Raw genomic sequence first — 18811 nt, forward strand, 5'->3', positions numbered from 1 at the left:
CATGCGCATCGGTTTCACGCCCGAACAGGAGCAGTTGCGCCAGGAGCTGCGGGCGTACTTCGCCGCGCTCATGACGCCCGAACGCCGGGCCGCGCTCGCCGGGGGCGGCGACTACGGCGACGCCGGGACCTACAAGGAGACCGTCCGGCAGATGGGTCTCGACGGCTGGCTCACGATCGGCTGGCCGCAGGAGTACGGCGGGCGCGACCGGCCGATGCTCGAACAGCTGATCTTCCTCGACGAGGCCTCCGCCGCGGGCGCGCCCGTGCCGTTCCTGACGCTGAACTCGATCGGGCCGACGATCATGACCTACGGGACGCCCGAGCAGAAGGCGTTCTACCTGCCGAGGATCGCCTCCGGCGAGATCCACTTCGCCATCGGCTACTCCGAGCCCGAGGCGGGCACCGACCTCGCCGCCCTGCGCACGCGGGCCGTGCGCGAGGGCGACGACTACGTGATCAACGGCCAGAAGATGTGGACCAGCCTCGTCCAGTACGCCGACTACGTCTGGCTGGCCTGCCGCACCGACCAGGAGTCGCGGCGGCACCGCGGGCTGAGCATCATCATCGTCCCCACGTCCGGCCCCGGCTTCTCCTGGACCCCGGTGCCGACGATGTCCGGCCCGACCACCAGCGCCACCTTCTACGACGACGTGCGGGTGCCGGCGGCCAACCTCATCGGCGCGGAGCACCAGGGCTGGAAGCTCATCACCAACCAGCTCAACCACGAACGCGTCGCGCTCTGCTCGGCCGCGCCGTTGCAGACCGCGTTGCGCGAGGTCCGCCAGTGGGCCGGCGAGACCGGTGCCCTCGACCACGAGTGGGTGCGCCTGCACCTCGCCCGCGTGCACGCCAAGACCGAGTTCCTGAAGCTGATCAACTGGCGCATCGCCTCCGGCGCCGGCGAGGCGCCCTCCCCGGCCGAGGCCTCCGCCACCAAGGTGTTCGGCACCGAGTTCGCCACCGAGGGCTACCGCCTGCTGATGGAGGTGCTGGGCGCCAACGGGATCGTGCGCGCCGGCTCTCCCGGCGCACTGCTGCACGGCCGGGTGGAACGCATGCACCGCTCGTCGCTGATCCTCACGTTCGGCGGCGGCACCAACGAGATCCAGCGCGACATCATCGCGCGGGCAGGCCTGGGACTGCCCGCCGTGCCTCGATAGGTCGGGAGACGCCATGGACTTCACGCTCACCGAGGCGCAACGCGAGCTCGCCGCGCTCACCCGCAAGATCCTCGACTCGTCGGACGCGCCGTGGGCCGACCTGGTCAAGTCCGGTGTGGTGCCGGAGCAGCCGGGCGAGTTCGGCGTGCTGGAGCAGTGCGCGGTCCTGGTCGAACTGGGCCGTGCGGTCGCCTCCGTGCCGTACCTGCCGGTGGTGGTGGCGTCGTCGGCGCTGGCCGAGTTCGGCACGGCCGACCAGCGCGCCCGCCTGCTGACGCCGGGAACCGTGCTGTCCGTGGCGCTGTCGGAGTCCGGCGGGGTGAAGACCACCGTGCCGTTCGCCACGACGGCGGCCGCGTTCCTGGTGGCGCACGACGGCCAGGTGTTCCTGGCCGACGCCGCGGACCTCGAGATCGTCCCCCAGGAACTCGTCGACGGCACCGACGCGGGCTCGTTCGAGTTCCCGGTCTCCGGCGAGGTCGTCCCCGGCCTGACCCCGGAGTGGCTGATCACCCGCTACACGCTGGGGTTGTGCGCGGTGCAGCTCGGCGTGACCGAACGCGCGCTGGAGCTGACCGCCGGGCACGCCCGCACACGTGTGCAGTTCGACCGGCCGATCGGCAGCTTCCAGGCCGTGGCCCAGCGGCTCGCCGACGCCTACGTCGACGTCGCGGCGATCCGCCTGACGCTGTGGCAGGCCGCCTGGCGCCTCGCCGAGGGACTTCCGGCCGACGCCGAGGTGGCGACGGCGAAGTTCTGGGCCGCCGACGCCGGGCACCGCGTCGCCCACACCGCCGTGCACGTGCACGGCGGTACGGGCATCGACATGAGCCACGACGTGCACCGCTACTTCACAGCCGCCAAGCGCAACGAGTTCGAGCTGGGCGGGGCGACCGCCCAGCTGCTGAAGCTCGGTGCGATGCTTTGATCAGCCGCACCAGAACCAGCGCGCGGGGTGCGAGCTCCCGCCGGCGTCCTGGTACGTGCCGATCAACGCGCCCTCGTCGCTGATGTCGCCGTAGTGGGACGGGTCCGGCAGGCTGGCGGAGTCCACCGCGTACCGGATCCCCCACTGCCACAACGACGGGATGCCGTCGACGGAGCCGAACACCACGCTGCCGCTGGACGTCCTGCCGAACGGCTTCGTGCCCCCTTCCCAGGTGGCGACGTGCCGGCCGTCGAGGTCGTACTCCACGAGCCCGGTTCCGCCCGGGTACAGGACCCGGTCGTCGTCGAAGACCATCGGTTCACGCCCGCCGGGCAGCTGGGTCACCCGCGGCCTTGCCAGGTCGACGACCATCGCCGTGCTCCGGGTCAGTTGCACGGACCGGAAGTCGTCGCTGATCCCGACGGCCGTCTGGCCGACGAGGTACGACACGGGACCGTCGACCGGCCAGACGATGATCTGGCGTTCGCTCGGCAGGCCGTGGCGCCACAGTTCGCCGATCACGTCACCGCGTTCGTTGACGGCCTTCGCCTCGGTGCTGTGGCCAGTCGGCGTGTAGAGCGCCTCGTAGGCGCCGTCGCGGTAGCGGAAGGCGACGGACCGGCCATCGCTCAAGAAGTGCTGGGCGCCCACGACGACGCCGCTGTCGTTCACGTCCTTCGGCCGGACCGAGATCCCCGAAGGGCCGGGCGACGCCATCCGGACCAGGGAGCCGTTGTCCCACAGCAGGCCGTGCCGGGCGATCTGGTCGCCGATCTCGGTTTCCCCGACGATGTAGCGGTTGTTCTCGCTGCTGCCGGTCGTCTTGGCGTACCTCGCCCCGTCCGGCAGCGGCAGGTCGTGCGCGATCCACCGGCACGGGTCCGCCGCGGCCTGAGGCGCCGCGACCCCCGACATCAGCAGCACCACTCCGAGAAGCACACCCGACTTCATCAGTCCTCCACCTCGTCGCATCAGCCGCACCAGAACCAGCGCGCGGGGTGCGAGCCGCCCCGCGCGTCGTGGTAGACACCGATCAACGCACCCCCGTCGGTGACGTCACCGTAGTAGTTCTCGGAGACCACGGGCTGCTTCGCCGAGTCGACGGAGTAGTGGATGCCCCACTGCCAGAGCGTGGCGACGCGGTTGATGGCGCCGAACACCACGTGACCGCTGGACGTCCTGCCCCACGACCACGTGCCGCTGTCCCAGGTGGCGACCAGGTCACCGGTCAGGGCGCGCTCCTCCAGACCGGCCGCGGTGGCGTAGAACAGCCGGTCGTTGTCGAGGACCATCGGCCGCCGGGCGCCGGGCAGTTCCACCTGCTGCCCGGTCGCGAGGTCGTTCACGAACCCCGAAGTCCGGCTCAGGTGCGCATACCTGCCGGTGTCGCTGATCCCGACCGCGATGTAGGACGGAACGCGCGTCATCGTCCCGCTGCGGGGCCAGACCACGACGTCCCGGGTCTCCGGGTCGTCCTCGTGCCACACCTCGCCGACGACGTCACCGAGGTTGTTGACGCCCTCGGCGCGCGAGCTGTGCCCGGCGGGCGTCGGCAGGAGCTCGAAGGAACCGCCCTGCCAGCGGAAAGCGAGCGAGCGCTGCTGGCCGTAGAACACCTGGCGGCCGACGACGACGCCCTCGTCGTTCACGTCCTCCGGGCGGACGCCGATCGAGGACGAGCCGGCGGAGGGCAGCCGGGTCAGCACCCCGTTGTCCACAGCAGGCCGCTCTGCCCCACGTCGCTGCCGACCTCGGCCTCGCCGACGATGAACCGGTTGTCCTCACTGCTGCCGCTGGTCCTCGCCCACTCCGAGTTCGCCGGCAGCGGCAGGTCGTGCGCGATCCACCGGCACGGCTCGGCCGCGGCCGACTGCGGCCCGGCGGCCGTCGTGGCGAGCACCAGCCCGCCGATGAGCACGCCGAAGACACGTCTTCGCATCTGTGTTGCCCCCAAGAGATCGTCCCCAAGTCGGCAACACGATACGTCCTGTCAGTCCAACTCGGTCAACCTTTTCACCGTGCTGCGGTACTCCGCGACGAGGTCGGCCATCACGTCGGCCACCGGACGCACCTCGTTCATCCGCCCGACCACCTGGCCGACCGGCATCGACACCACGGACGGGTCGTCGGACCGGGAGATCCGCAGGTGCGCCTCGCTGACGAGCAGGTTCTGCAGCGGCATCGGCAGCGGTTGCGGGGCGTCGGGCGACGTCCAGGCCTCCGTCCACCGGGTCTTCAGCAGCCGCGCGGGCTTGCCGGTGTAGATGCGCGTGCGGACGGTGTCGCTGGACCCGGCCGCGAGCAGCGCCTGCTGGGTGCTCGCGTTGCCGAGCGCGTACTCGGCGGTGGTGAGCCAGTACGAGCCCATCCACACCCCGGAGGCGCCCAGGGCCATCGCCGCCGCGGCCTGCCGGCCCGAGCCGATCCCGCCCGCCGCGAGCACCGGCACGTCGACGGCGTCGACGATCTCCGGCACGAGCACCATCGTCGCGACCTCGCCCGTGTGGCCACCGGCCTCGTACCCCTGTGCCACCACGATGTCCACGCCGTTGGCCACGTGCCTCCGGGCGTGCTCGCCCTTGCCCGCCAGCGCCGCGACGGGCACGCCGGCCGCGTGCGCGCGCTCGATCACGTCGGCCGGCGGTGAGCCGAGCGCGTTGGCGATGAGCCGGATCGGGTGTTCCAGCGCGACGTCCACATGGGACCGCGCGACCGAGTGCAGCCACCCGAGCACGCCCTCGCCGCCCTCGCCGTCCGGCAGCGGTGGCACGCCGAGCTTCAGCAGCGTCTGCTGCACGAACTCCTTGTGCGACTGCGGGATCAGCGAGGAGAGGTCGACCTGCGAGCCCTCCTTCGGGATGGTGGCGGGCATGACGATGTCGACGCCGTAGGGCTTGCCGTCGCAGTTGTCGTCCATCCACGTCAGCGCGCGGTCGAGGTCCTCCGCGTCGTTGAACCGCACGCACCCGAGCACGCCGAGACCGCCGGCTCTGCTGATCGCCGCCGCCACGTGCTCGGACGGCGTGAAGCCGAAGACCGGGTGCTCGATGCCGAGCTCGTCACACAGGCTGGTGCGCATGGTCCTCCACGTGGCGCTGCGCCCACTGGTAGTCGGGTTTGCCGCTGGGGGTGCGGCCGATCTCGTCGACGAGCCACAGCGACCGCGGGACCTTGTAGCCCGCGAGGGTCTCGCGGACGTGGGCGTCCAGTTCGGACAGTGTCGGCGTGGCGCCGTCGCGCGGGTGCACGAGCGCGCCGACCCGCTGGCCGAGCAGCTCGTCCGGCACGCCGATGACGAGCGCGTCGAAGACGTCCGGGTGCGACTTGAGCGCCGACTCGACCTCTTCGGGGAACACCTTCTCGCCGCCGGTGTTGACGCACGCGCTGCCGCGGCCGAGCAACGTGATGTCGCCGTCCTCCTCGAACCTCGCGTAGTCGCCGGGCACGGTGAACCGCTTGCCGTCGACCTCGACGAACATCCGCGCGGTCTTCTCCGGGTCCTTGTAGTAGCCGAGCGGGATGTGCCCGCCGCGCGCCAGCTTGCCGACGACACCGGGCACCGGGTCGAGCTTGGTGCCGTCGTCGTCGATGACGATGGTGTCGTCGTTGAGCTTCACCTTGGTGCCGTCGGTCTTCGCGATCTCCTTGGGCACCGCGCCGATGCCGGTGGACCCGGTCTCGCTCGACCCGATCGACTCCAGCAGCGTCGTGTGCGGGAGGAGCTCCTGGAACTTCCTCTTGACCGGGAACGAGAAGAGCGCGGCGCTGCTGTTGAGGATGTAGAGCGAGGACGCGTCGTACTCGCCGCGTTCGAACTCCTCGACCAGCGGCCGGCCCATCGCGTCGCCGGTGATCGCCGCGACCTGGACCTTCTCCCGTTCGATCACCCGCCAGACCTCCGCGGGGTCGAACTTCGGCACCAGGACGACGGTGCTGCAGCTGAACAACGCCCCCAGCACGGCCCACTGCGCGGCGCCGTGGATCAGCGGCGGCAGGCAGAGCCGCACCATGCCGTAGTCCTTGCCGGACCTGGCCTGGTGCCACTCGTCGGTGAGGCGTTCGCCGGTGATGAAGTCGATGCCGCCGCCGAGCGTGCGCCACACGTCCTCGTGCCGCCACATCACGCCCTTGGGCATGCCGGTCGTGCCGCCGGTGAAGAGGATGTAGAGGTCGTCGGGGCTGCGCGGCTCGAAGTCGCGCTCGCCGGACTCCTCCGCGAGCGCGGTCTCGTAGTCGGTGCCCTCGAACGGTTCCCCGGTATCGTCGTCGATCACGACGGCGTGGCCGGGCACGCCGACCTCCGCGACGAGCGGCGCGTACCGCCGTTCGTGCACGATCGCCTTCAGGTCCGCTTCCCCGAACAAGTACTGCAACTCGTTCTTGGTGTAGCGGTAGTTCACGTTGATGGCCACGGCGCGCAGCTTGTAGACCGCGAGCATGGCCTCGACCAGCTCGATGGAGTTGCGCGCGTAGAGCCCGACGTGCGTTCCCGGTGACACGCCGTGCTTTGCCAGGTGGTGAGCCAGTTTGTTGGCACGTGACTCGAGTTCGGCATAGGTGGTCCGCCGGGGGCCGCAGATGAGCGCGGTCCGGTCGGGCACGGTGTCGGCGGCGTGTTCAACGAGGTCTGCGACGTTGAGGGCCATGGTACGCAAAGTAGAACGTGTTACTGTTCTCGACAATCCCCCGTGCGGTCAGACTCGATCCAGGAGGCGCGCGAATGAAGACCACGACGGAACCTCACGCGTTGGTGGAGATGGTCGGCAACGTCCTGGTCGTCACGATGAACCGGCCGGAGGTCCGCAACGCGCTGTCGGGCCCGATGCTCGCGGTCATGCGCGAGGCGTGGGACCGCGTCGACTCCGACCCGGACGTGCGCGTGTGCGTCCTGACCGGCGCGGGCGGCGCGTTCTGCGCGGGCGCCGACCTCAAGGCCATGACCCGGAACCACCCGAGCGACAACGCCGGCAAGTTCGACTTCTCCGTCATCGAGCCGCTGCTGAAAGGTCGTCGGTTGACGAAACCGCTCATCGCGGCGGTCGAAGGACCCGCGGTGGCCGGCGGCACGGAAATCCTTCAGGCGACGGACATCCGCGTCGCCGGCGAGAGCGCGCGCTTCGGCGTCTCGGAGGCCCGCTGGGGCCTGTACCCGCTGGGCGGCTCCGCGGTCCGGCTCCCCCGGCAGATCCCCTACACCGTGGCGGCGGACCTCCTGCTGACCGGACGGCACATCCGCGCCGCCGAGGCCAAGGAGATCGGCCTCATCGGCCACGTCGTGCCGGACGGCCAAGCGCTCGACAAGGCTCTCGAACTGGCGGCGCTGATCACGGCCAACGGCCCCGTCGCCGTGCGGAAGATCTTGCAGACCATGCGGGAGACCGAGGGCATGCACGAGAACGACGCGTTCACAGTGGACGCGCGACTGGGCATGGAGGTCTTCGGCAGCGAAGACGCGAAGGAGGGCCCTCGCGCCTTCGCCGAGAAGCGCACGCCGGAGTTCAAAGGTCGCTAGCAGCCCGGTCGCTAGCAGCCCGGCACGAAGAAGTCACCGGGCGGCACCCACGGCGTGCCGGGCCAGAAGATCCTGCCCTCCGGCCGGATCTGGCGGGTGAAGGCGTACCTGTGCGAGTCCCGGCTGACCTCGGGGTCGTGCGGCCAGTACTCGTCCCAGATCTCGACCTTGCGGACGTTCCAGTACCCGAAGACGTTCTCCGGGAAGCTGGCGCTGTTGTAGCCGGTGTACTCGTCGCGGCGGATCCACGTGCGGGCCGCGCCGTCGAGATCGGCCTCGGCGACGAGGTTGGCGGCGGAGGTGTGGTCGACGTGGTCGGTGCCGGGGCTGTCGCGGTGGCCGACGCTGCTGCCGGACCGGATGTACTCCGGGTTCGCGTACCCGATGAGCGTGCGCAGCATCGAGGTGAAGGACTGCCTGGTGTACGAAGGACGCCCGTCGATCGGACGGGCGACGTAGGTGTTGCCCGTGCCGTCGTGCAACATCCGGTACAGGTCGCCCTGGGGATCACCGCCGGGATCGGCGCACCCGCCGGACGCGCCGTGGACGTAGGTGAACACCAGGCGCACGTTGGTGCCGTTGAGACGGTTCGTGGCCAGCGGGTGGCCGTCCACCCACAACTCCTCGTACGTCCAGTTGTTGGCCACTCGGGCGGTCTTGGCGTAGGCGGCCCGCTCTCCCTCGATGCGCTGGTTCGCATAGCTCAGCGGGTCCCTGGTGTGGACCTCGCCCGCGGTGAGGTAGACGACCCAGACGTTGTAGCCCGCCTCGACGTCCGAGGCGATGTCGGGGTTCATGAACAGCAGGTCGTCGTCCTGGTGCGCGACGAACGACATGGTCGTCCTGACGGGCGCGGCCGCCTGTGCGGGTGTCAGCGTCGTGGCGACCAGGACCGATGAGGCCAGCAAGGACAGCAGTGTTCGGTGCATCTCTCCCCCAGGTTCGAATGCGCTGCGTCCCAGGGTACTTCACGGACGAATTCGTTTGTCCCCGTAACAACAGAGATTGACTGGCCGATCAGCCAGCTATCACACTCCGGGAGCTGGAGTAAGGGGCCAGTCGTGAAGCACTCCGATCAGTCGACCGAGAACGACCTCGGCGGCGACGTCAGCGGCACGGCGTTCCAGGCCGGGTCGATAGAGATCAACGTCGGCACCCCCGGAAGACGATGGCAGCGCAAGGCGTTGCGATGGCTGAGCGTGCCCGCGGTGGCGGCCGTGCTGGGCGGTTCGGCCTCCGTCGTCGACCTCGTCTCGTCGGACGACCAGGTGCTGCAGCTGCCCGCCACGCCCACCTCCGGCCCCGCACCGGACCCGGCGGTCCCGACGACGCCGCCACCTCCGCACACCACGACCGCGCCCGCACCGGCGCGCGTGACGGTTCGCCCCACGACGCAACAGGGTTCGGTCGCGCGGCCGGCCGGCACCACGACTCCTCCACCGCCGCCGGTGACCACCACCACCGAGGCCTCGCTCTCGCCCGCCGCCGCCCCGCCGGTCGTGGGCGTGCGCTACAGCGGGTCACTGCGGTTCGGCAGCTACCACCTCGACCCCCGCCAGCCGCGCGACAACGCGGGCACGAACGTGTGGCCGCTGACGCCCGGCCGGCTGCACGGCGACCCCGGCTACCGGCTCGCCGAGTGGTTCGCCGACGGTCTCCCCGGGCAGGCGGAGTGCCTGGCCCACCTCTCCGCGAACTCCACGCAGGACGCGGAGAACCTGGTCGCGGGCAGCCGCGTGTGCGGGATGACGCCGCACGGCCGCGTCTTCCGGATCGAGGTCGCGGTGGTCGACCCGCAGACGATCGAGGGTCACGTCACCGTCTGGGAGCTGGACTAGTGCGGTGACCGCGCTAGACGTCGTTGCCCGCGATGTACCCGAACGTCATCGCCGGTCCGATCGTCGAGCCCGCCCCGGCGTAGCTGCGGCCCATCACGGCCGAGCTCACGTTGCCCGCCGCGTACAGGCCGGGGATCACCGACCCGTCCGGGCGCAGCACCCGCGCCCGCGCGTCGGTCACCAGGCCGCCCTTGGTGCCCAGGTCGCCGGGCATGATCTTGAACGCGTAGAACGGCGCCAGCCACAGCGGGGCGAGGCACGAGTTCGGGACGACCGCCGGGTCGGTGTAGTAGTGGTCGTAGGCGGAGTCGCCGCGCCGGTGGTCGGTGTCCCGGCCGGCCAGCGCCTGGCCGTTGAACCGGCTGACGGTCGCCTTCAGCGCGGCGCCCGGCACGCCGATGGCCGAGGCCAGGCCGTCGAGCGACCAGTTCTTCACCACGGCGCCGGACTGGTACCAGCCGTCGGGCAGCGGCAGGGCCGGCGCGACGTCGGCGAACAGGTACCGGTTGCGGTAGTTCTGGTCGACGATCAGCCACGACGGGATGCACGGGTCGGCCGGGTTCTTGTCGTACATGACGTGCACGACGTCGCTGTAGGGCGCGGCCTCGTTGACGAACCGCCTGCCCGCCGCGTTGACGATCAGGCCGCCGGGCAGCGTGCGTTCGGCGAGGCAGAAGTACGGCGAGCCCGGCGTCGGGATCACCGGACCCCACCAGGCGTCGTCCATGAGGTCGAACGCCGCCCCGGCGCGCTGGCCCGCGCGGTGGCCGTCGCCGGTGTTCTCCTTCGCGCCGACCGTCCACTGAGTACCGATGGGCTGGCGTTGGTACTGCGCGCGCATCGCCGCGTTGTGCTCGAAGCCGCCGGAGCCCATGATCACGCCGCGCCGGGCGCGCACGACGCCGCGGGACGTCAGCACTCCCCTGACGGCGCCGTTCTCCACGACCAGGTCCTCGAGCCCGGTGTTCAGCCGCACCGGCACCCCGGCCTGCATCAGGCCCGCGCGCAGTCCGCCGGCCAGGGCCTGGCCCATCGTCAGGGGCTTCTGCCCGGCCAGTGCCGCCGCCGTCCCCCGCGCCAGTGCGGCGGCCGCGGTGGCGGCGCCCTTCGCGTTGACCAAGGCCAGGTTGAGCCACTTGTAGTCCGCGCCGAAGATGACCATGCCCGCCGGCACGGCCAGGTAGGGCGCGTTGAGGTGCGCCAGCTCGTCGCCGAGGACGCGGCCGTCGAGCACGTCGGGCTCGATCGACCGGCCCCGCGCGATGCCGCCGGGCAGCTCCGGGTAGTAGTCGCTGTAGCCGTCCATGTGCCGGAAGCGCAGCGGGCTGTTGCGCATCACGAACGAGATCATCTGCGGCCCGTGCGCCAGGTAGGCCTGCTGGCGCGCGATCGGGATGTCGCCGACGACGGCGGCCAGGTACTGCGCGGCCTTGGCCGGGGTGTCCGGAACGCCCGCGGCGAGGATGACCTCGTTGTTGGGGATCCAGATGCCGGCACCGGACCGGGCCGCCGAGCCGCCGAACGTGGGCGCCTTCTCGAGCACCACGCAGCTCAGGCCGCGTTTCGCGGCGGTGAGGGCGGCGGTCATGCCGGCCGCGCCCGAGCCGACCACCACGACGTCGAACTCGTCGGCGGCCTCCGCCGCTGCGGGTCTGGCCAGTCCCGAAGCCAGCGCGAGGCCGGCTCCGGCGAGCACCTGACGGCGGTTGAGGGTCATGGGGTCGCTCCCGGCATCGTCTTGCGGTGGTCCCAGCTGGCCGTCCTGGTCGGACGGAAGAGCACGGCGACGCGCCTGGACATGGCTTTGCGCAACGCCTCGCGGGCGGTCTCGTCCTCGCCCACCTCGCCGAAGTTGCGCGCCACCACGGCGTCCACGACCGGGCCGAGGTCGGTGAACTCGGTGACGCCCTCCATGTGCACGCCGCGCAGCTGGTCGTAGGTCTCCCCCGCCTCCGCCAGCACGCTGCAGCGCGGGTCGCGGCGCAGGTTCACGATCTTCTGCGACTTGCGGTCGGTGCAGAACACGATGTCTCCGCCGAGGAACGCGAACCACATCGGCGCGAGGTGCGGCAGGCCGGTGCGCCCGATCGTCGCCACGACCAGCGTCCTCTGCTCGCGCAGGAACGCCCCGGTCTCGGCCGGCGACATCTTGATCAGGTCACGCACGGTCTTTGAGCTTTCGCTTGTAGAGCTTGCCGTTGGGGTCGCGCGGCAGTTCGTCCACGTACTCGATCGTGCGCGGCAGCTTGAACTTCGCGAGCCTCGTCCGCGCGAACTCGAGGATCTCCTCGGTCAGCGCGGCATCGCCCTCGACACCGTCGGTCGGCTGCACGACGGCCTTGATCTCCTCGCCCCAGTCCGCGTGCGGGACGCCGAAGACGGCGACGTCGGCGACCTTGGGGTGGCAGACGAGCTCGCCCTCGATCTCGGCCGGGTAGATGTTCACCCCACCGGAGATGATCATGTCGTTCTTGCGGTCGCAGAGGAACAGGTAGCCGTCCTCGTCGAGGTACCCGATGTCCTGCAACGTGAACAGCTTGCCCACGCGTGCGGCGCGGGTCTTCTCCTCGTCCTTGTGGTACTCGAAGGTCGAGTCGCCCATCCGCATGTAGACGAGCCCCTGCTCGCCGGCGGGCAGCTCGGTGCCGTCCTCGTCGAGGATCTTGATCTCCGACGTCGGCCACGGCAGGCCGACGGACCCGGGCTTGCGCAGCCACTCCTGCGCGGAGATCGCGGTGCCACCGCCCTCGGTGGCCGCGTAGTACTCGATGACGACCGGCCCCCACCAGTCGAGCATGCGGCGCTTGACCTCCAGCGGGCACGGAGCGGCGCCGTGGATCATCGCGCGCAGGGAACCCGTGTCGTACCTGGACTTCACCTCGTCGGGCAGCGCGAGCAGGCGGTGGAACTGCGTCGGCACCATGTGGCTGTGGGTCACCTCGTACCGCTCGATGAGCCGCAGCATCTCCTCCGGCGACCAGTGGTCCATCAGCACGGCGGCGTGCCCGAGCTGGATGGAGATGGTCACGAAGTTGAGCACCGCGGTGTGGTAGAGCGGCGACCCGCACAGGTGCACGTGCCCGTCGTGCGGCTTGATCCCGAAGATGCCGAAGAACCAGGGCGCGGACCCCGGCACGGCGTCGGGGTCCGCGCCGGTCAGCGGCCTGCGCACACCCTTGGGCCGCCCCGTGGTGCCGGAGGTGTAGAGCATCGGCGACCCGGTCGTGCGGACGTCGGGCCTGCCCTCCTCGCCCTCGCCGAGCTTCGCCAGCGGCGCGAACCCGGCGATCTCGCCGACCGCGAACCGTGCGCCCCGCGGCAGGCTCGCCGACGCCTCCACGGCCGCCTGCGCGAACCGCTCGTGCGCCACGAACGCCTTGGCGCCGCTGTCCTGCACGAGGTACGCGACCTCGGCACCGGTCAGGTGCCAGTTGGCCATCACCACGTAGAGACCGGTCTGGTAGGCGGCGAAGTACACCTGCACCAGCTCGGCGCTGTTCGGCAGCATCAGCACGATGCTGTCGCCGGGTTCCAGACCCATCGCCTGGAACCCGCGCCCGTACCGGTTCGCGGCCTCGGCCAGCTCCCGGTAGGTGATCTCGTGACCGTCCGGGCCGACCAGCGCGACGGTGTCGGGCTGGTCCGCGGCGATGTTCCAGAGTCCAGTGACCACACCCCCAAAGTAGAACGCGTTTCACCTACTGACAAGCCTCCGAGACGGCCTTGATCGAGGCAACGTCGCGACACCCGACGAGCAGCATCGTGACGCCCGCCGACTCCCAGCGGCCGATCTCCTCGCGGACGTGCTCGGCCGTGCCGACGATGCTGATCTCGGCCACCAGCTCGTCCGGGACCACCCGCGCGGCCTCGTCCTTGCGACCCGCCTGGAACAGCGCGCCGATGTCCTTCACCGCCTCGCCGTACCCCATGCGCGTGAACACCTCGGCGTGGAAGTTCATCCCCGGTGCGCCCATCCCGCCGATGTAGAGCGCGACGAACGGCTTCAGCATCGCCCTGACCGACACCGGGTCGTCCGTCACCACCACCTGGCAGGTGGCCGCGATCTCGAAGTTCTCCCTGCTCCGGCCGCCGCGGGCGAACCCCTCCCCGAGCCACTCGTCGTACATGCCGGCCAGGCGCGGCGCGTAGTAGATCGCGAGCCACCCGTCGGCGATCTCCGACGTCAGCGCGACGTTCTTCGGACCCTCCGCGCCGAGCCAGATGGGCAGGTCAGCGCGCAACGGGTGGGTGATCGGCTTGAGCGGTTTGCCCAGCCCGAGCGCGCCGGGACCCCGGTACGGCAACGGGTAGTGCGGTCCCTCGTTGACGACCGGCGCCTCGCGGGCCAGCACCTGCCGCAGGACCGAGACGTACTCCCTGGTCCTGGCCAGGGGTTTGGCGAACGGCCGCCCGTACCAGCCCTCCACGACCTGCGGCCCGGACACGCCCAGCCCCAGCACGAACCGGCCGCCGGACAGGTGGTCGAGCGTCAGCGCGTGCATGGCGCACGCGGCCGGTGTGCGGGCGGACATCTGCACGACGGACGTGCCGAGCCGCACCCGTTCGGTCTCGGATCCCCACCACGCCAGCGGGGTGAAGGCGTCCGAGCCCCACGCCTCGGCCGCGAACACCGCGTCGAAGCCGAAACCTTCCGCCGCCGCCACGAGTTCGGCGGCGTTCGAGGGCGGACCGGCGCCCCAGTAGCCGAGCTGCAGACCGAGCTTCATGGGCTCATCTTGCCACCATTTCGAGAACCTGTTTCACTTTGATCTGTGACCAAGCCGCTGAGTGCTCCACTGGACGTCGGCTTCGACTACACGCGCTCCACCGGCCCGACGATCGGCCGGTTCCTCTCGGATCTGCGCCGCCGCAGGGTGACCGGGATCCGCGGATCGGACGGCCGTGTGCACGTGCCGCCGCTCGAGTACGACCCCGTGACGGCGCAGCAGCTGTCCGAGTTCGTCGACGTGGCGTCGACCGGTGTCGTGCGCGGCTGGTCCTGGATCCCCGAACCGCTCGAAGGCCAGCCGCTCGACCGTCCGTTCGCGTGGGCGCTGATCCAGCTCGACGGCGCGGACACGTCGCTGCTGCACGCCGTGGACGCCGGTTCGCCCGATGCGATCTCGACAGGCGCACGTGTCCGGGTGCGGTGGCGTGCCGAACGGGTTGGCGCGATCACCGACATCGAGTGCTTCGAGCTCTCCGACTCCCCCGCCGACCCACCGGTCGAGGCGGAGGACGTCTCGATGGTGATCACGCCGGTCAACCTCCACTACACGCACTCCGCGTCGCCGACGGAGGACCCGTTCCTGCGCGGCCTGATGGAGGGCCGGCTGATCGCCCAGCGCTGCCCCGCCTGCGAGAAGGTCTACTTCCCGCCGCGCCCCGCGTGCCCCACCGACGGCGTGCCGACGACGGACCAGGTCGAGCTGTCCGACCGCGGCACCGTCACGACGTTCTGCGTGGTCAACGTGCCGTTCCTCGGCCAGCGCATCCCGCCGCCGTACGTCTCGGCCTACGTGCTGCTCGACGGCGCGGACATCCCGTTCCTGCACCTGCTGCTCGGCGTCGCACCCGAGGACGTGCGAATGGGCATGCGCGTCGAGGCGGTGTGGAAGCCCCGCGAGGAGTGGGGCCCGACGATGCAGAACATCGACCACTTCAAGCCCTCCGGCGAGCCGGACGCGGCGTTCGACTCCTACTCCCGGCACCTGTGAGGCTCGCATGCGTGAGGTTGCGGTAGTCGGGTTCGCGCAGACGCCCTGCGTGCGCGAGACCGACGGCACCACCAACGGTGTCGAGATGCTGGTGCCGATCTTCCACGAGGTGCTCGGCGGTCTCGGGCTCACCAGGTCCGACATCGGGTTCTGGTGCTCGGGCTCGTCGGACTACCTGGCGGGGCGCGCGTTCTCGTTCGTCTCGGCGGTGGACGCGATCGGTGCCTTCCCGCCGATCGCCGAGTCGCACGTGGAGATGGACGCCGCGTGGGCGCTCTACGAGGCCTGGGTGAAGCTGCAGTGCGGCGAGGTCGACACCGCCCTGGTGTACGGCTTCGGCAAGTCGTCCGCGGGTCAGCTGCGGCGGGTCATGGCGATGCAGCTCGACCCGTACGTCGTGACGCCGCTGTGGCCGGACACCATCGGGCTGGCGGGCATCCAGGCGCGGATGGGCATCGAGGCCGGGCTGTGGGACGAGCGCGCGATGGCGTCCGTGGCCGTGCGGAGCCGGTCCAACGCGCTGTCGAACCCGCTGGCTCAGCTCTCGGGCACCTACGACGTCGACTCCCTGCTGGCCAGCGACTACGTCGCGGACCCGTTGCGCCGCCACGACTGCGCTCCGATCACCGACGGCGCGGCCACGATCGTGCTGGCTGCGGGTGACCGCGCACGGGAGCTGTGCGCGCGTCCCGCGTGGATCACCGGGTTCGAGCACCGGGTCGACTCGCCGTCGTTCGGCACCCGCGACCTGACGACGTCCCCGTCGACCGTGGCCGCGGGCAAGGCGGCCGGGGTGGACGGTGTCGAGGTGGCCGAGCTGCACGCGCCGTTCAGCCACCAGGAGATCCTGCTGCGCCAGGCGCTCGGGCTCGGCGACGACGTCGCGGTGAACCCGTCCGGCGGCGTGCTGGCGGGCAACCCGATGTTCTCGGCCGGACTCGCCCGCATCGGCGAGGCGGCCCGCCGGGTCCACGACGGCGCGGCGTCGCGCGTGCTGGGTCACGCCACGAGCGGCCCGCTGCTCCAGCAGAACCTCGTCTGCGTGATGGAAGGGCGGGAGTAGATGCGACCGGCAGCTGTGGTCGGCACCGGCCAGACGCACCACGCCGCGAAGCGCCTCGACGTGTCGATGGCGGGCCTGTGCCGCGAGGCGATCGACCGCGCGATGGCCGACGCGGGCGTCGACTGGCCGGACATCGACGCCGTGGTGCTCGGCAAGGCACCGGACCTGTTCGAGGGCGTGATGATGCCCGAGCTGTTCCTGGCGGACGCGCTGGGCGCCGTCGGGAAACCGCTGCTGCGCGTGCACACCGCCGGTTCGGTCGGCGGCAGCACCGGAAACGTGGCCGCGTCCCTGGTCCAGTCCGGAGTGCACGACCGCGTGCTGGCCGTGGCGTTCGAGAAGCAGTCGGAGTCGAACGCGATGTGGGCGCTCTCGGTGCCGACGCCGTTCACGATGCCCGTGCACGCGGGCGCCGGCGGCTACTTCGCGCCGCACGTCCGCGCCTACATCCGCCGCGCGGGCGCTCCCGAGCACATCGGCGCGATGGTCGCCGCCAAGGACCGCCGCAACGGCGCCCTGAACCCCTACGCGCACCTGAAACAGGCCGACGTCACCGTCGAGTCGGTGCGGGCGTCGAAGATGCTGTGGGACCCGATCCGGTACGACGAGACGTGCCCGTCGTCGGACGGCGCCTGCGCGGTGGTGATCTCGGCCGAGCCGACGTCCTCGCGTGCCGCCTGGATCCGTGCGACCGCGATGCGCACCGAGCCCACCACGTTCGCCGGCCGCGACCAGGTCAACCCGCAGGCCGGGCAGGACTGCGCGCGGGCGTTGTGGAAGCAGGCGGGCATCACCGACCCGCTGTCCGAAGTGGACGCCGCCGAGATCTACGTGCCGTTCTCGTGGTTCGAGCCGATGTGGCTCGAAAACCTCGGTTTCACCGACGTCGGCCAGGGCTGGAAGCTCACCGAGGCGGGCGAGACCGAGATCGGCGGCCGGCTGCCGGTGAACCCGTCCGGCGGCGTGCTGTCGTCGAACCCGATCGGCGCCTCCGGCCTGCTGCGCTTCGCCGAGGCCGCCATGCAGGTCATGGGCACCGCGGGCGAGCACCAGGTCGACGGCGCGCGGGTCGCGCTGGGCCACGCGTACGGCGGTGGGTCGCAGTTCTTCGCCATGTGGGTCGTCGGATCGGAGAAGCCATGAAGTTCACCGTCGGCATCGCGATGAGCCCGCTCGACCAGCTGACGGAGCTGGCCCGCTGCGCCGAGGAGTGCGGGTACTCGTCGATCGCGCTGCCGGACTCCCTGTTCTTCTCGGAGAAGGTGTCCGCAGACTACCCGTACACGCCGGACGGCTCCCGGATGTGGAACCCCGAGACGCCGTGGGTGGACCCGTTCGTCGCCGCGGCGGCGATGGGCGCCGTCACGTCGCGCATCCACTTCTACACGCAGGTCCTGAAGCTGGGCTCGCGCAACCCGCTGCTGCTGGCCCGCCAGGTCGGCTCGGTGGCCCACCTGACCGGCAACCGCTTCGGCCTCGGCGTGGGCCTGGGCTGGTCGCCGGAGGAGTTCGAGTGGTGCGGCGTGCCGTTCAAGAACCGCGGCCCGCGCGTGGACGAGATGATCGACGTGCTGAAGCTGGTGCTCGGCGGCGGGATGGTCGAGTACCACGGCGACTACTTCGACTTCGACCGGCTGCAGATGTCGCCGGCACCCACTTCGCCGGTGCCGTTCTACGTCGGCGGCCACACCCTGCCCGCGCTGAAGCGGGCCGCCCGCGTCGGTGACGGCTGGACCTCTGCGATGATCAAGTTCGCGGACCTCCAGTCGGTGATCGCGCAGCTGAAGGACCTCGGGGCGTTCGAGCGGTCGTTCGAGATCCAGGCCGTGTGCATCGACCGGTACGGGGTGGACGGGTACCGGCAGCTGGAGGAGATCGGCGTCACCGACGTGATCGTGGTGCCGTGGCTGTTCCACGGCGTCGGGTTCGACGGTGGGTTGCAGGCCAAGAAGGACGGGCTCCGGCGGTTCGCCGACGAGGTGTTGGGAGAGTTCTCATGACCGCCGTGACTTGGAAGGCCTCCGAGGTGGAGACGCCTGCACGGGTTGCTTCCTGGCGATCCATGGACGCTGTCGTGCGTGGGGCCAAGGAGGAGTGGCTGGCCCTGTTCGCCCCGGATGCCGTGGTCGAGGATCCCGTCGGGCCGTCCATGTTCGACGCTTCGGGGGCCGGGCATCACGGGGTGGCCGGGATTTCCGGGTTCTGGGACATGGCGATCGGGCCTGTCGAGCGGTTCGAGTTCGAGATCCACGACTCGTTCGCTGCTGGGTCCGAGTGTGCCAACGTTGGGGTTATTCGGGCTTTCTTGCCTGGTGGGGCTTCGGTTTCCACCGAAGGGGTGTTTGTTTACCGGGTTGGGGAGGATGGGCTGATCCGGTCTGTTCGGGCTTTTTGGGAGACTGAGCGGGCTTTGGGGACGTTGACCGGGGCTTGATTCGTTTCGGGGTGGTCACCTTGGCGTGCGTCCGTGCCTGTTCCAGCGTGGGCGTGCCCCCCCGGACGAAAGACCTGGGTTCCATCGCCGCTCCGCGACGATCCGCGATTGGGGCTTGACTTCGGGGCCCTTGCGAGGCGCTGTGGTCGGCCGGAAA

19 protein-coding genes are annotated in these 18811 nt (G+C 70.6%); 9 read left to right on the top strand and 10 right to left on the bottom strand.

Annotated features, from left to right (window positions below; genetic code table 11):
• Position 1 precedes the first annotated feature (1 nt).
• Together ACFWGZ_RS13205 and ACFWGZ_RS13210 are read left to right on the top strand one after the other, a co-directional pair.
• The gene (locus tag ACFWGZ_RS13205) at positions 2-1162 is read left to right on the top strand and encodes an acyl-CoA dehydrogenase family protein (RefSeq protein WP_382451721.1); all 1161 of its coding nucleotides are present in this window, start codon (positions 2-4) and stop codon (positions 1160-1162) included.
• A 13-nt stretch (positions 1163-1175) separates the two neighbouring features.
• On the top strand, positions 1176-2090 hold the full coding sequence (locus ACFWGZ_RS13210; protein WP_382451722.1) for an acyl-CoA dehydrogenase family protein: 915 nt from the start codon (positions 1176-1178) through the stop codon (positions 2088-2090).
• Here ACFWGZ_RS13210 and ACFWGZ_RS13215 read toward each other — a convergent pair whose 3' ends face one another.
• From ACFWGZ_RS13215 to ACFWGZ_RS13235, 5 genes are read right to left on the bottom strand one after another with little or no spacing between them, the layout of a single operon-like run.
• Positions 2091-3041: a hypothetical protein gene (locus tag ACFWGZ_RS13215; RefSeq protein ID WP_382451723.1), complete on the bottom strand. Its 951-nt coding sequence runs from the start codon at positions 3039-3041 to the stop codon at positions 2091-2093.
• A 20-nt stretch (positions 3042-3061) separates the two neighbouring features.
• Positions 3062-3808 (bottom strand): hypothetical protein, encoded by a 747-nt coding sequence (locus ACFWGZ_RS13220; protein WP_382451724.1) that lies wholly within the window; start codon positions 3806-3808, stop codon positions 3062-3064.
• Positions 3790-4029, bottom strand: coding sequence for a hypothetical protein (locus ACFWGZ_RS13225; RefSeq protein ID WP_382451725.1), 240 nt, complete (start codon positions 4027-4029; stop codon positions 3790-3792). The genes ACFWGZ_RS13220 and ACFWGZ_RS13225 overlap by 19 nt, the downstream gene beginning before the upstream one ends.
• Before the next feature lie 51 nt (positions 4030-4080).
• Complete coding sequence (locus ACFWGZ_RS13230) at positions 4081-5169, bottom strand: NAD(P)H-dependent flavin oxidoreductase (RefSeq protein ID WP_382451726.1); 1089 nt, start codon at positions 5167-5169, stop codon at positions 4081-4083.
• On the bottom strand, positions 5150-6736 hold the full coding sequence (locus tag ACFWGZ_RS13235; RefSeq protein ID WP_382451727.1) for an acyl-CoA synthetase: 1587 nt from the start codon (positions 6734-6736) through the stop codon (positions 5150-5152). Before ACFWGZ_RS13235 ends, ACFWGZ_RS13230 begins: the two co-directional genes overlap by 20 nt.
• A 74-nt stretch (positions 6737-6810) precedes the next feature.
• Here ACFWGZ_RS13235 and ACFWGZ_RS13240 point away from each other — a divergent pair, with 74 nt between their 5' ends.
• The gene (locus ACFWGZ_RS13240) at positions 6811-7602 is read left to right on the top strand and encodes a crotonase/enoyl-CoA hydratase family protein (protein WP_382451728.1); all 792 of its coding nucleotides are present in this window, start codon (positions 6811-6813) and stop codon (positions 7600-7602) included.
• An 11-nt stretch (positions 7603-7613) separates the two neighbouring features.
• Here ACFWGZ_RS13240 and ACFWGZ_RS13245 read toward each other — a convergent pair whose 3' ends face one another.
• The gene (locus tag ACFWGZ_RS13245) at positions 7614-8531 is read right to left on the bottom strand and encodes a PIG-L family deacetylase (protein WP_382451729.1); all 918 of its coding nucleotides are present in this window, start codon (positions 8529-8531) and stop codon (positions 7614-7616) included.
• Positions 8532-8663: 132 nt separating this feature from the next.
• Here ACFWGZ_RS13245 and ACFWGZ_RS13250 point away from each other — a divergent pair, with 132 nt between their 5' ends.
• Positions 8664-9440 (top strand): hypothetical protein, encoded by a 777-nt coding sequence (locus ACFWGZ_RS13250; protein ID WP_382451730.1) that lies wholly within the window; start codon positions 8664-8666, stop codon positions 9438-9440.
• 13 nt (positions 9441-9453) lie between these two features.
• Here the strand turns inward: ACFWGZ_RS13250 and kstD are convergent, their stop codons facing one another.
• From kstD to ACFWGZ_RS13270, 4 genes are read right to left on the bottom strand one after another with little or no spacing between them, the layout of a single operon-like run.
• Entirely contained in the window at positions 9454-11157 is a 1704-nt protein-coding gene (gene kstD, locus ACFWGZ_RS13255; protein WP_382451731.1) for a 3-oxosteroid 1-dehydrogenase, read from the bottom strand.
• Positions 11154-11606: a pyridoxamine 5'-phosphate oxidase family protein gene (locus tag ACFWGZ_RS13260; protein ID WP_382451732.1), complete on the bottom strand. Its 453-nt coding sequence runs from the start codon at positions 11604-11606 to the stop codon at positions 11154-11156. The genes kstD and ACFWGZ_RS13260 overlap by 4 nt, the downstream gene beginning before the upstream one ends.
• The gene (locus tag ACFWGZ_RS13265; protein ID WP_382451733.1) at positions 11599-13113 is read right to left on the bottom strand and encodes an acyl-CoA synthetase; all 1515 of its coding nucleotides are present in this window, start codon (positions 13111-13113) and stop codon (positions 11599-11601) included. The genes ACFWGZ_RS13260 and ACFWGZ_RS13265 overlap by 8 nt, the downstream gene beginning before the upstream one ends.
• Positions 13114-13138: 25 nt before the next feature.
• Complete coding sequence (locus ACFWGZ_RS13270; RefSeq protein WP_382451734.1) at positions 13139-14167, bottom strand: LLM class F420-dependent oxidoreductase; 1029 nt, start codon at positions 14165-14167, stop codon at positions 13139-13141.
• A gap of 45 nt (positions 14168-14212) precedes the next feature.
• Here ACFWGZ_RS13270 and ACFWGZ_RS13275 point away from each other — a divergent pair, with 45 nt between their 5' ends.
• The 5 genes from ACFWGZ_RS13275 to ACFWGZ_RS13295 are packed head-to-tail and all read left to right on the top strand — an operon-like array spanning position 14213 to position 18654.
• Entirely contained in the window at positions 14213-15157 is a 945-nt protein-coding gene (locus ACFWGZ_RS13275) for a Zn-ribbon domain-containing OB-fold protein (RefSeq protein ID WP_382451735.1), read from the top strand.
• Positions 15158-15164: 7 nt separating this feature from the next.
• Complete coding sequence (locus ACFWGZ_RS13280; RefSeq protein WP_382451736.1) at positions 15165-16220, top strand: thiolase domain-containing protein; 1056 nt, start codon at positions 15165-15167, stop codon at positions 16218-16220.
• On the top strand, positions 16221-17363 hold the full coding sequence (locus tag ACFWGZ_RS13285; protein WP_382451737.1) for a thiolase domain-containing protein: 1143 nt from the start codon (positions 16221-16223) through the stop codon (positions 17361-17363). It abuts the gene before it with no gap.
• The gene (locus ACFWGZ_RS13290) at positions 17360-18220 is read left to right on the top strand and encodes a TIGR03619 family F420-dependent LLM class oxidoreductase (RefSeq protein WP_382451738.1); all 861 of its coding nucleotides are present in this window, start codon (positions 17360-17362) and stop codon (positions 18218-18220) included. The genes ACFWGZ_RS13285 and ACFWGZ_RS13290 overlap by 4 nt, the downstream gene beginning before the upstream one ends.
• Complete coding sequence (locus tag ACFWGZ_RS13295; protein WP_382451739.1) at positions 18217-18654, top strand: nuclear transport factor 2 family protein; 438 nt, start codon at positions 18217-18219, stop codon at positions 18652-18654. The genes ACFWGZ_RS13290 and ACFWGZ_RS13295 overlap by 4 nt, the downstream gene beginning before the upstream one ends.
• Positions 18655-18811: the final 157 nt, after the last annotated feature.

This window comes from Lentzea sp. NPDC060358 (assembly GCF_042725365.1).
GTDB lineage: Bacteria > Actinomycetota > Actinomycetes > Mycobacteriales > Pseudonocardiaceae > Lentzea.

Excerpts from the sequence above, each read along its gene's own strand:
- ACFWGZ_RS13205 (WP_382451721.1), top strand. The coding sequence starts at position 2 with ATGCGCATCGGTTTCACGCCCGAACAGGAGCAGTTGCGCCAGGAGCTG.
- ACFWGZ_RS13210 (WP_382451722.1), top strand. The coding sequence starts at position 1,176 with ATGGACTTCACGCTCACCGAGGCGCAACGCGAGCTCGCCGCGCTCACC.
- ACFWGZ_RS13215 (WP_382451723.1), bottom strand. The coding sequence starts at position 3,041 with ATGAAGTCGGGTGTGCTTCTCGGAGTGGTGCTGCTGATGTCGGGGGTC.
- ACFWGZ_RS13225 (WP_382451725.1), bottom strand. The coding sequence starts at position 4,029 with ATGCGAAGACGTGTCTTCGGCGTGCTCATCGGCGGGCTGGTGCTCGCC.
- ACFWGZ_RS13230 (WP_382451726.1), bottom strand. The coding sequence starts at position 5,169 with ATGCGCACCAGCCTGTGTGACGAGCTCGGCATCGAGCACCCGGTCTTC.
- ACFWGZ_RS13235 (WP_382451727.1), bottom strand. The coding sequence starts at position 6,736 with ATGGCCCTCAACGTCGCAGACCTCGTTGAACACGCCGCCGACACCGTG.
- ACFWGZ_RS13240 (WP_382451728.1), top strand. The coding sequence starts at position 6,811 with ATGAAGACCACGACGGAACCTCACGCGTTGGTGGAGATGGTCGGCAAC.
- ACFWGZ_RS13245 (WP_382451729.1), bottom strand. The coding sequence starts at position 8,531 with ATGCACCGAACACTGCTGTCCTTGCTGGCCTCATCGGTCCTGGTCGCC.
- kstD (WP_382451731.1), bottom strand. The coding sequence starts at position 11,157 with ATGACCCTCAACCGCCGTCAGGTGCTCGCCGGAGCCGGCCTCGCGCTG.
- ACFWGZ_RS13270 (WP_382451734.1), bottom strand. The coding sequence starts at position 14,167 with ATGAAGCTCGGTCTGCAGCTCGGCTACTGGGGCGCCGGTCCGCCCTCG.
- ACFWGZ_RS13280 (WP_382451736.1), top strand. The coding sequence starts at position 15,165 with ATGCGTGAGGTTGCGGTAGTCGGGTTCGCGCAGACGCCCTGCGTGCGC.
- ACFWGZ_RS13285 (WP_382451737.1), top strand. The coding sequence starts at position 16,221 with ATGCGACCGGCAGCTGTGGTCGGCACCGGCCAGACGCACCACGCCGCG.
- ACFWGZ_RS13290 (WP_382451738.1), top strand. The coding sequence starts at position 17,360 with ATGAAGTTCACCGTCGGCATCGCGATGAGCCCGCTCGACCAGCTGACG.
- ACFWGZ_RS13295 (WP_382451739.1), top strand. The coding sequence starts at position 18,217 with ATGACCGCCGTGACTTGGAAGGCCTCCGAGGTGGAGACGCCTGCACGG.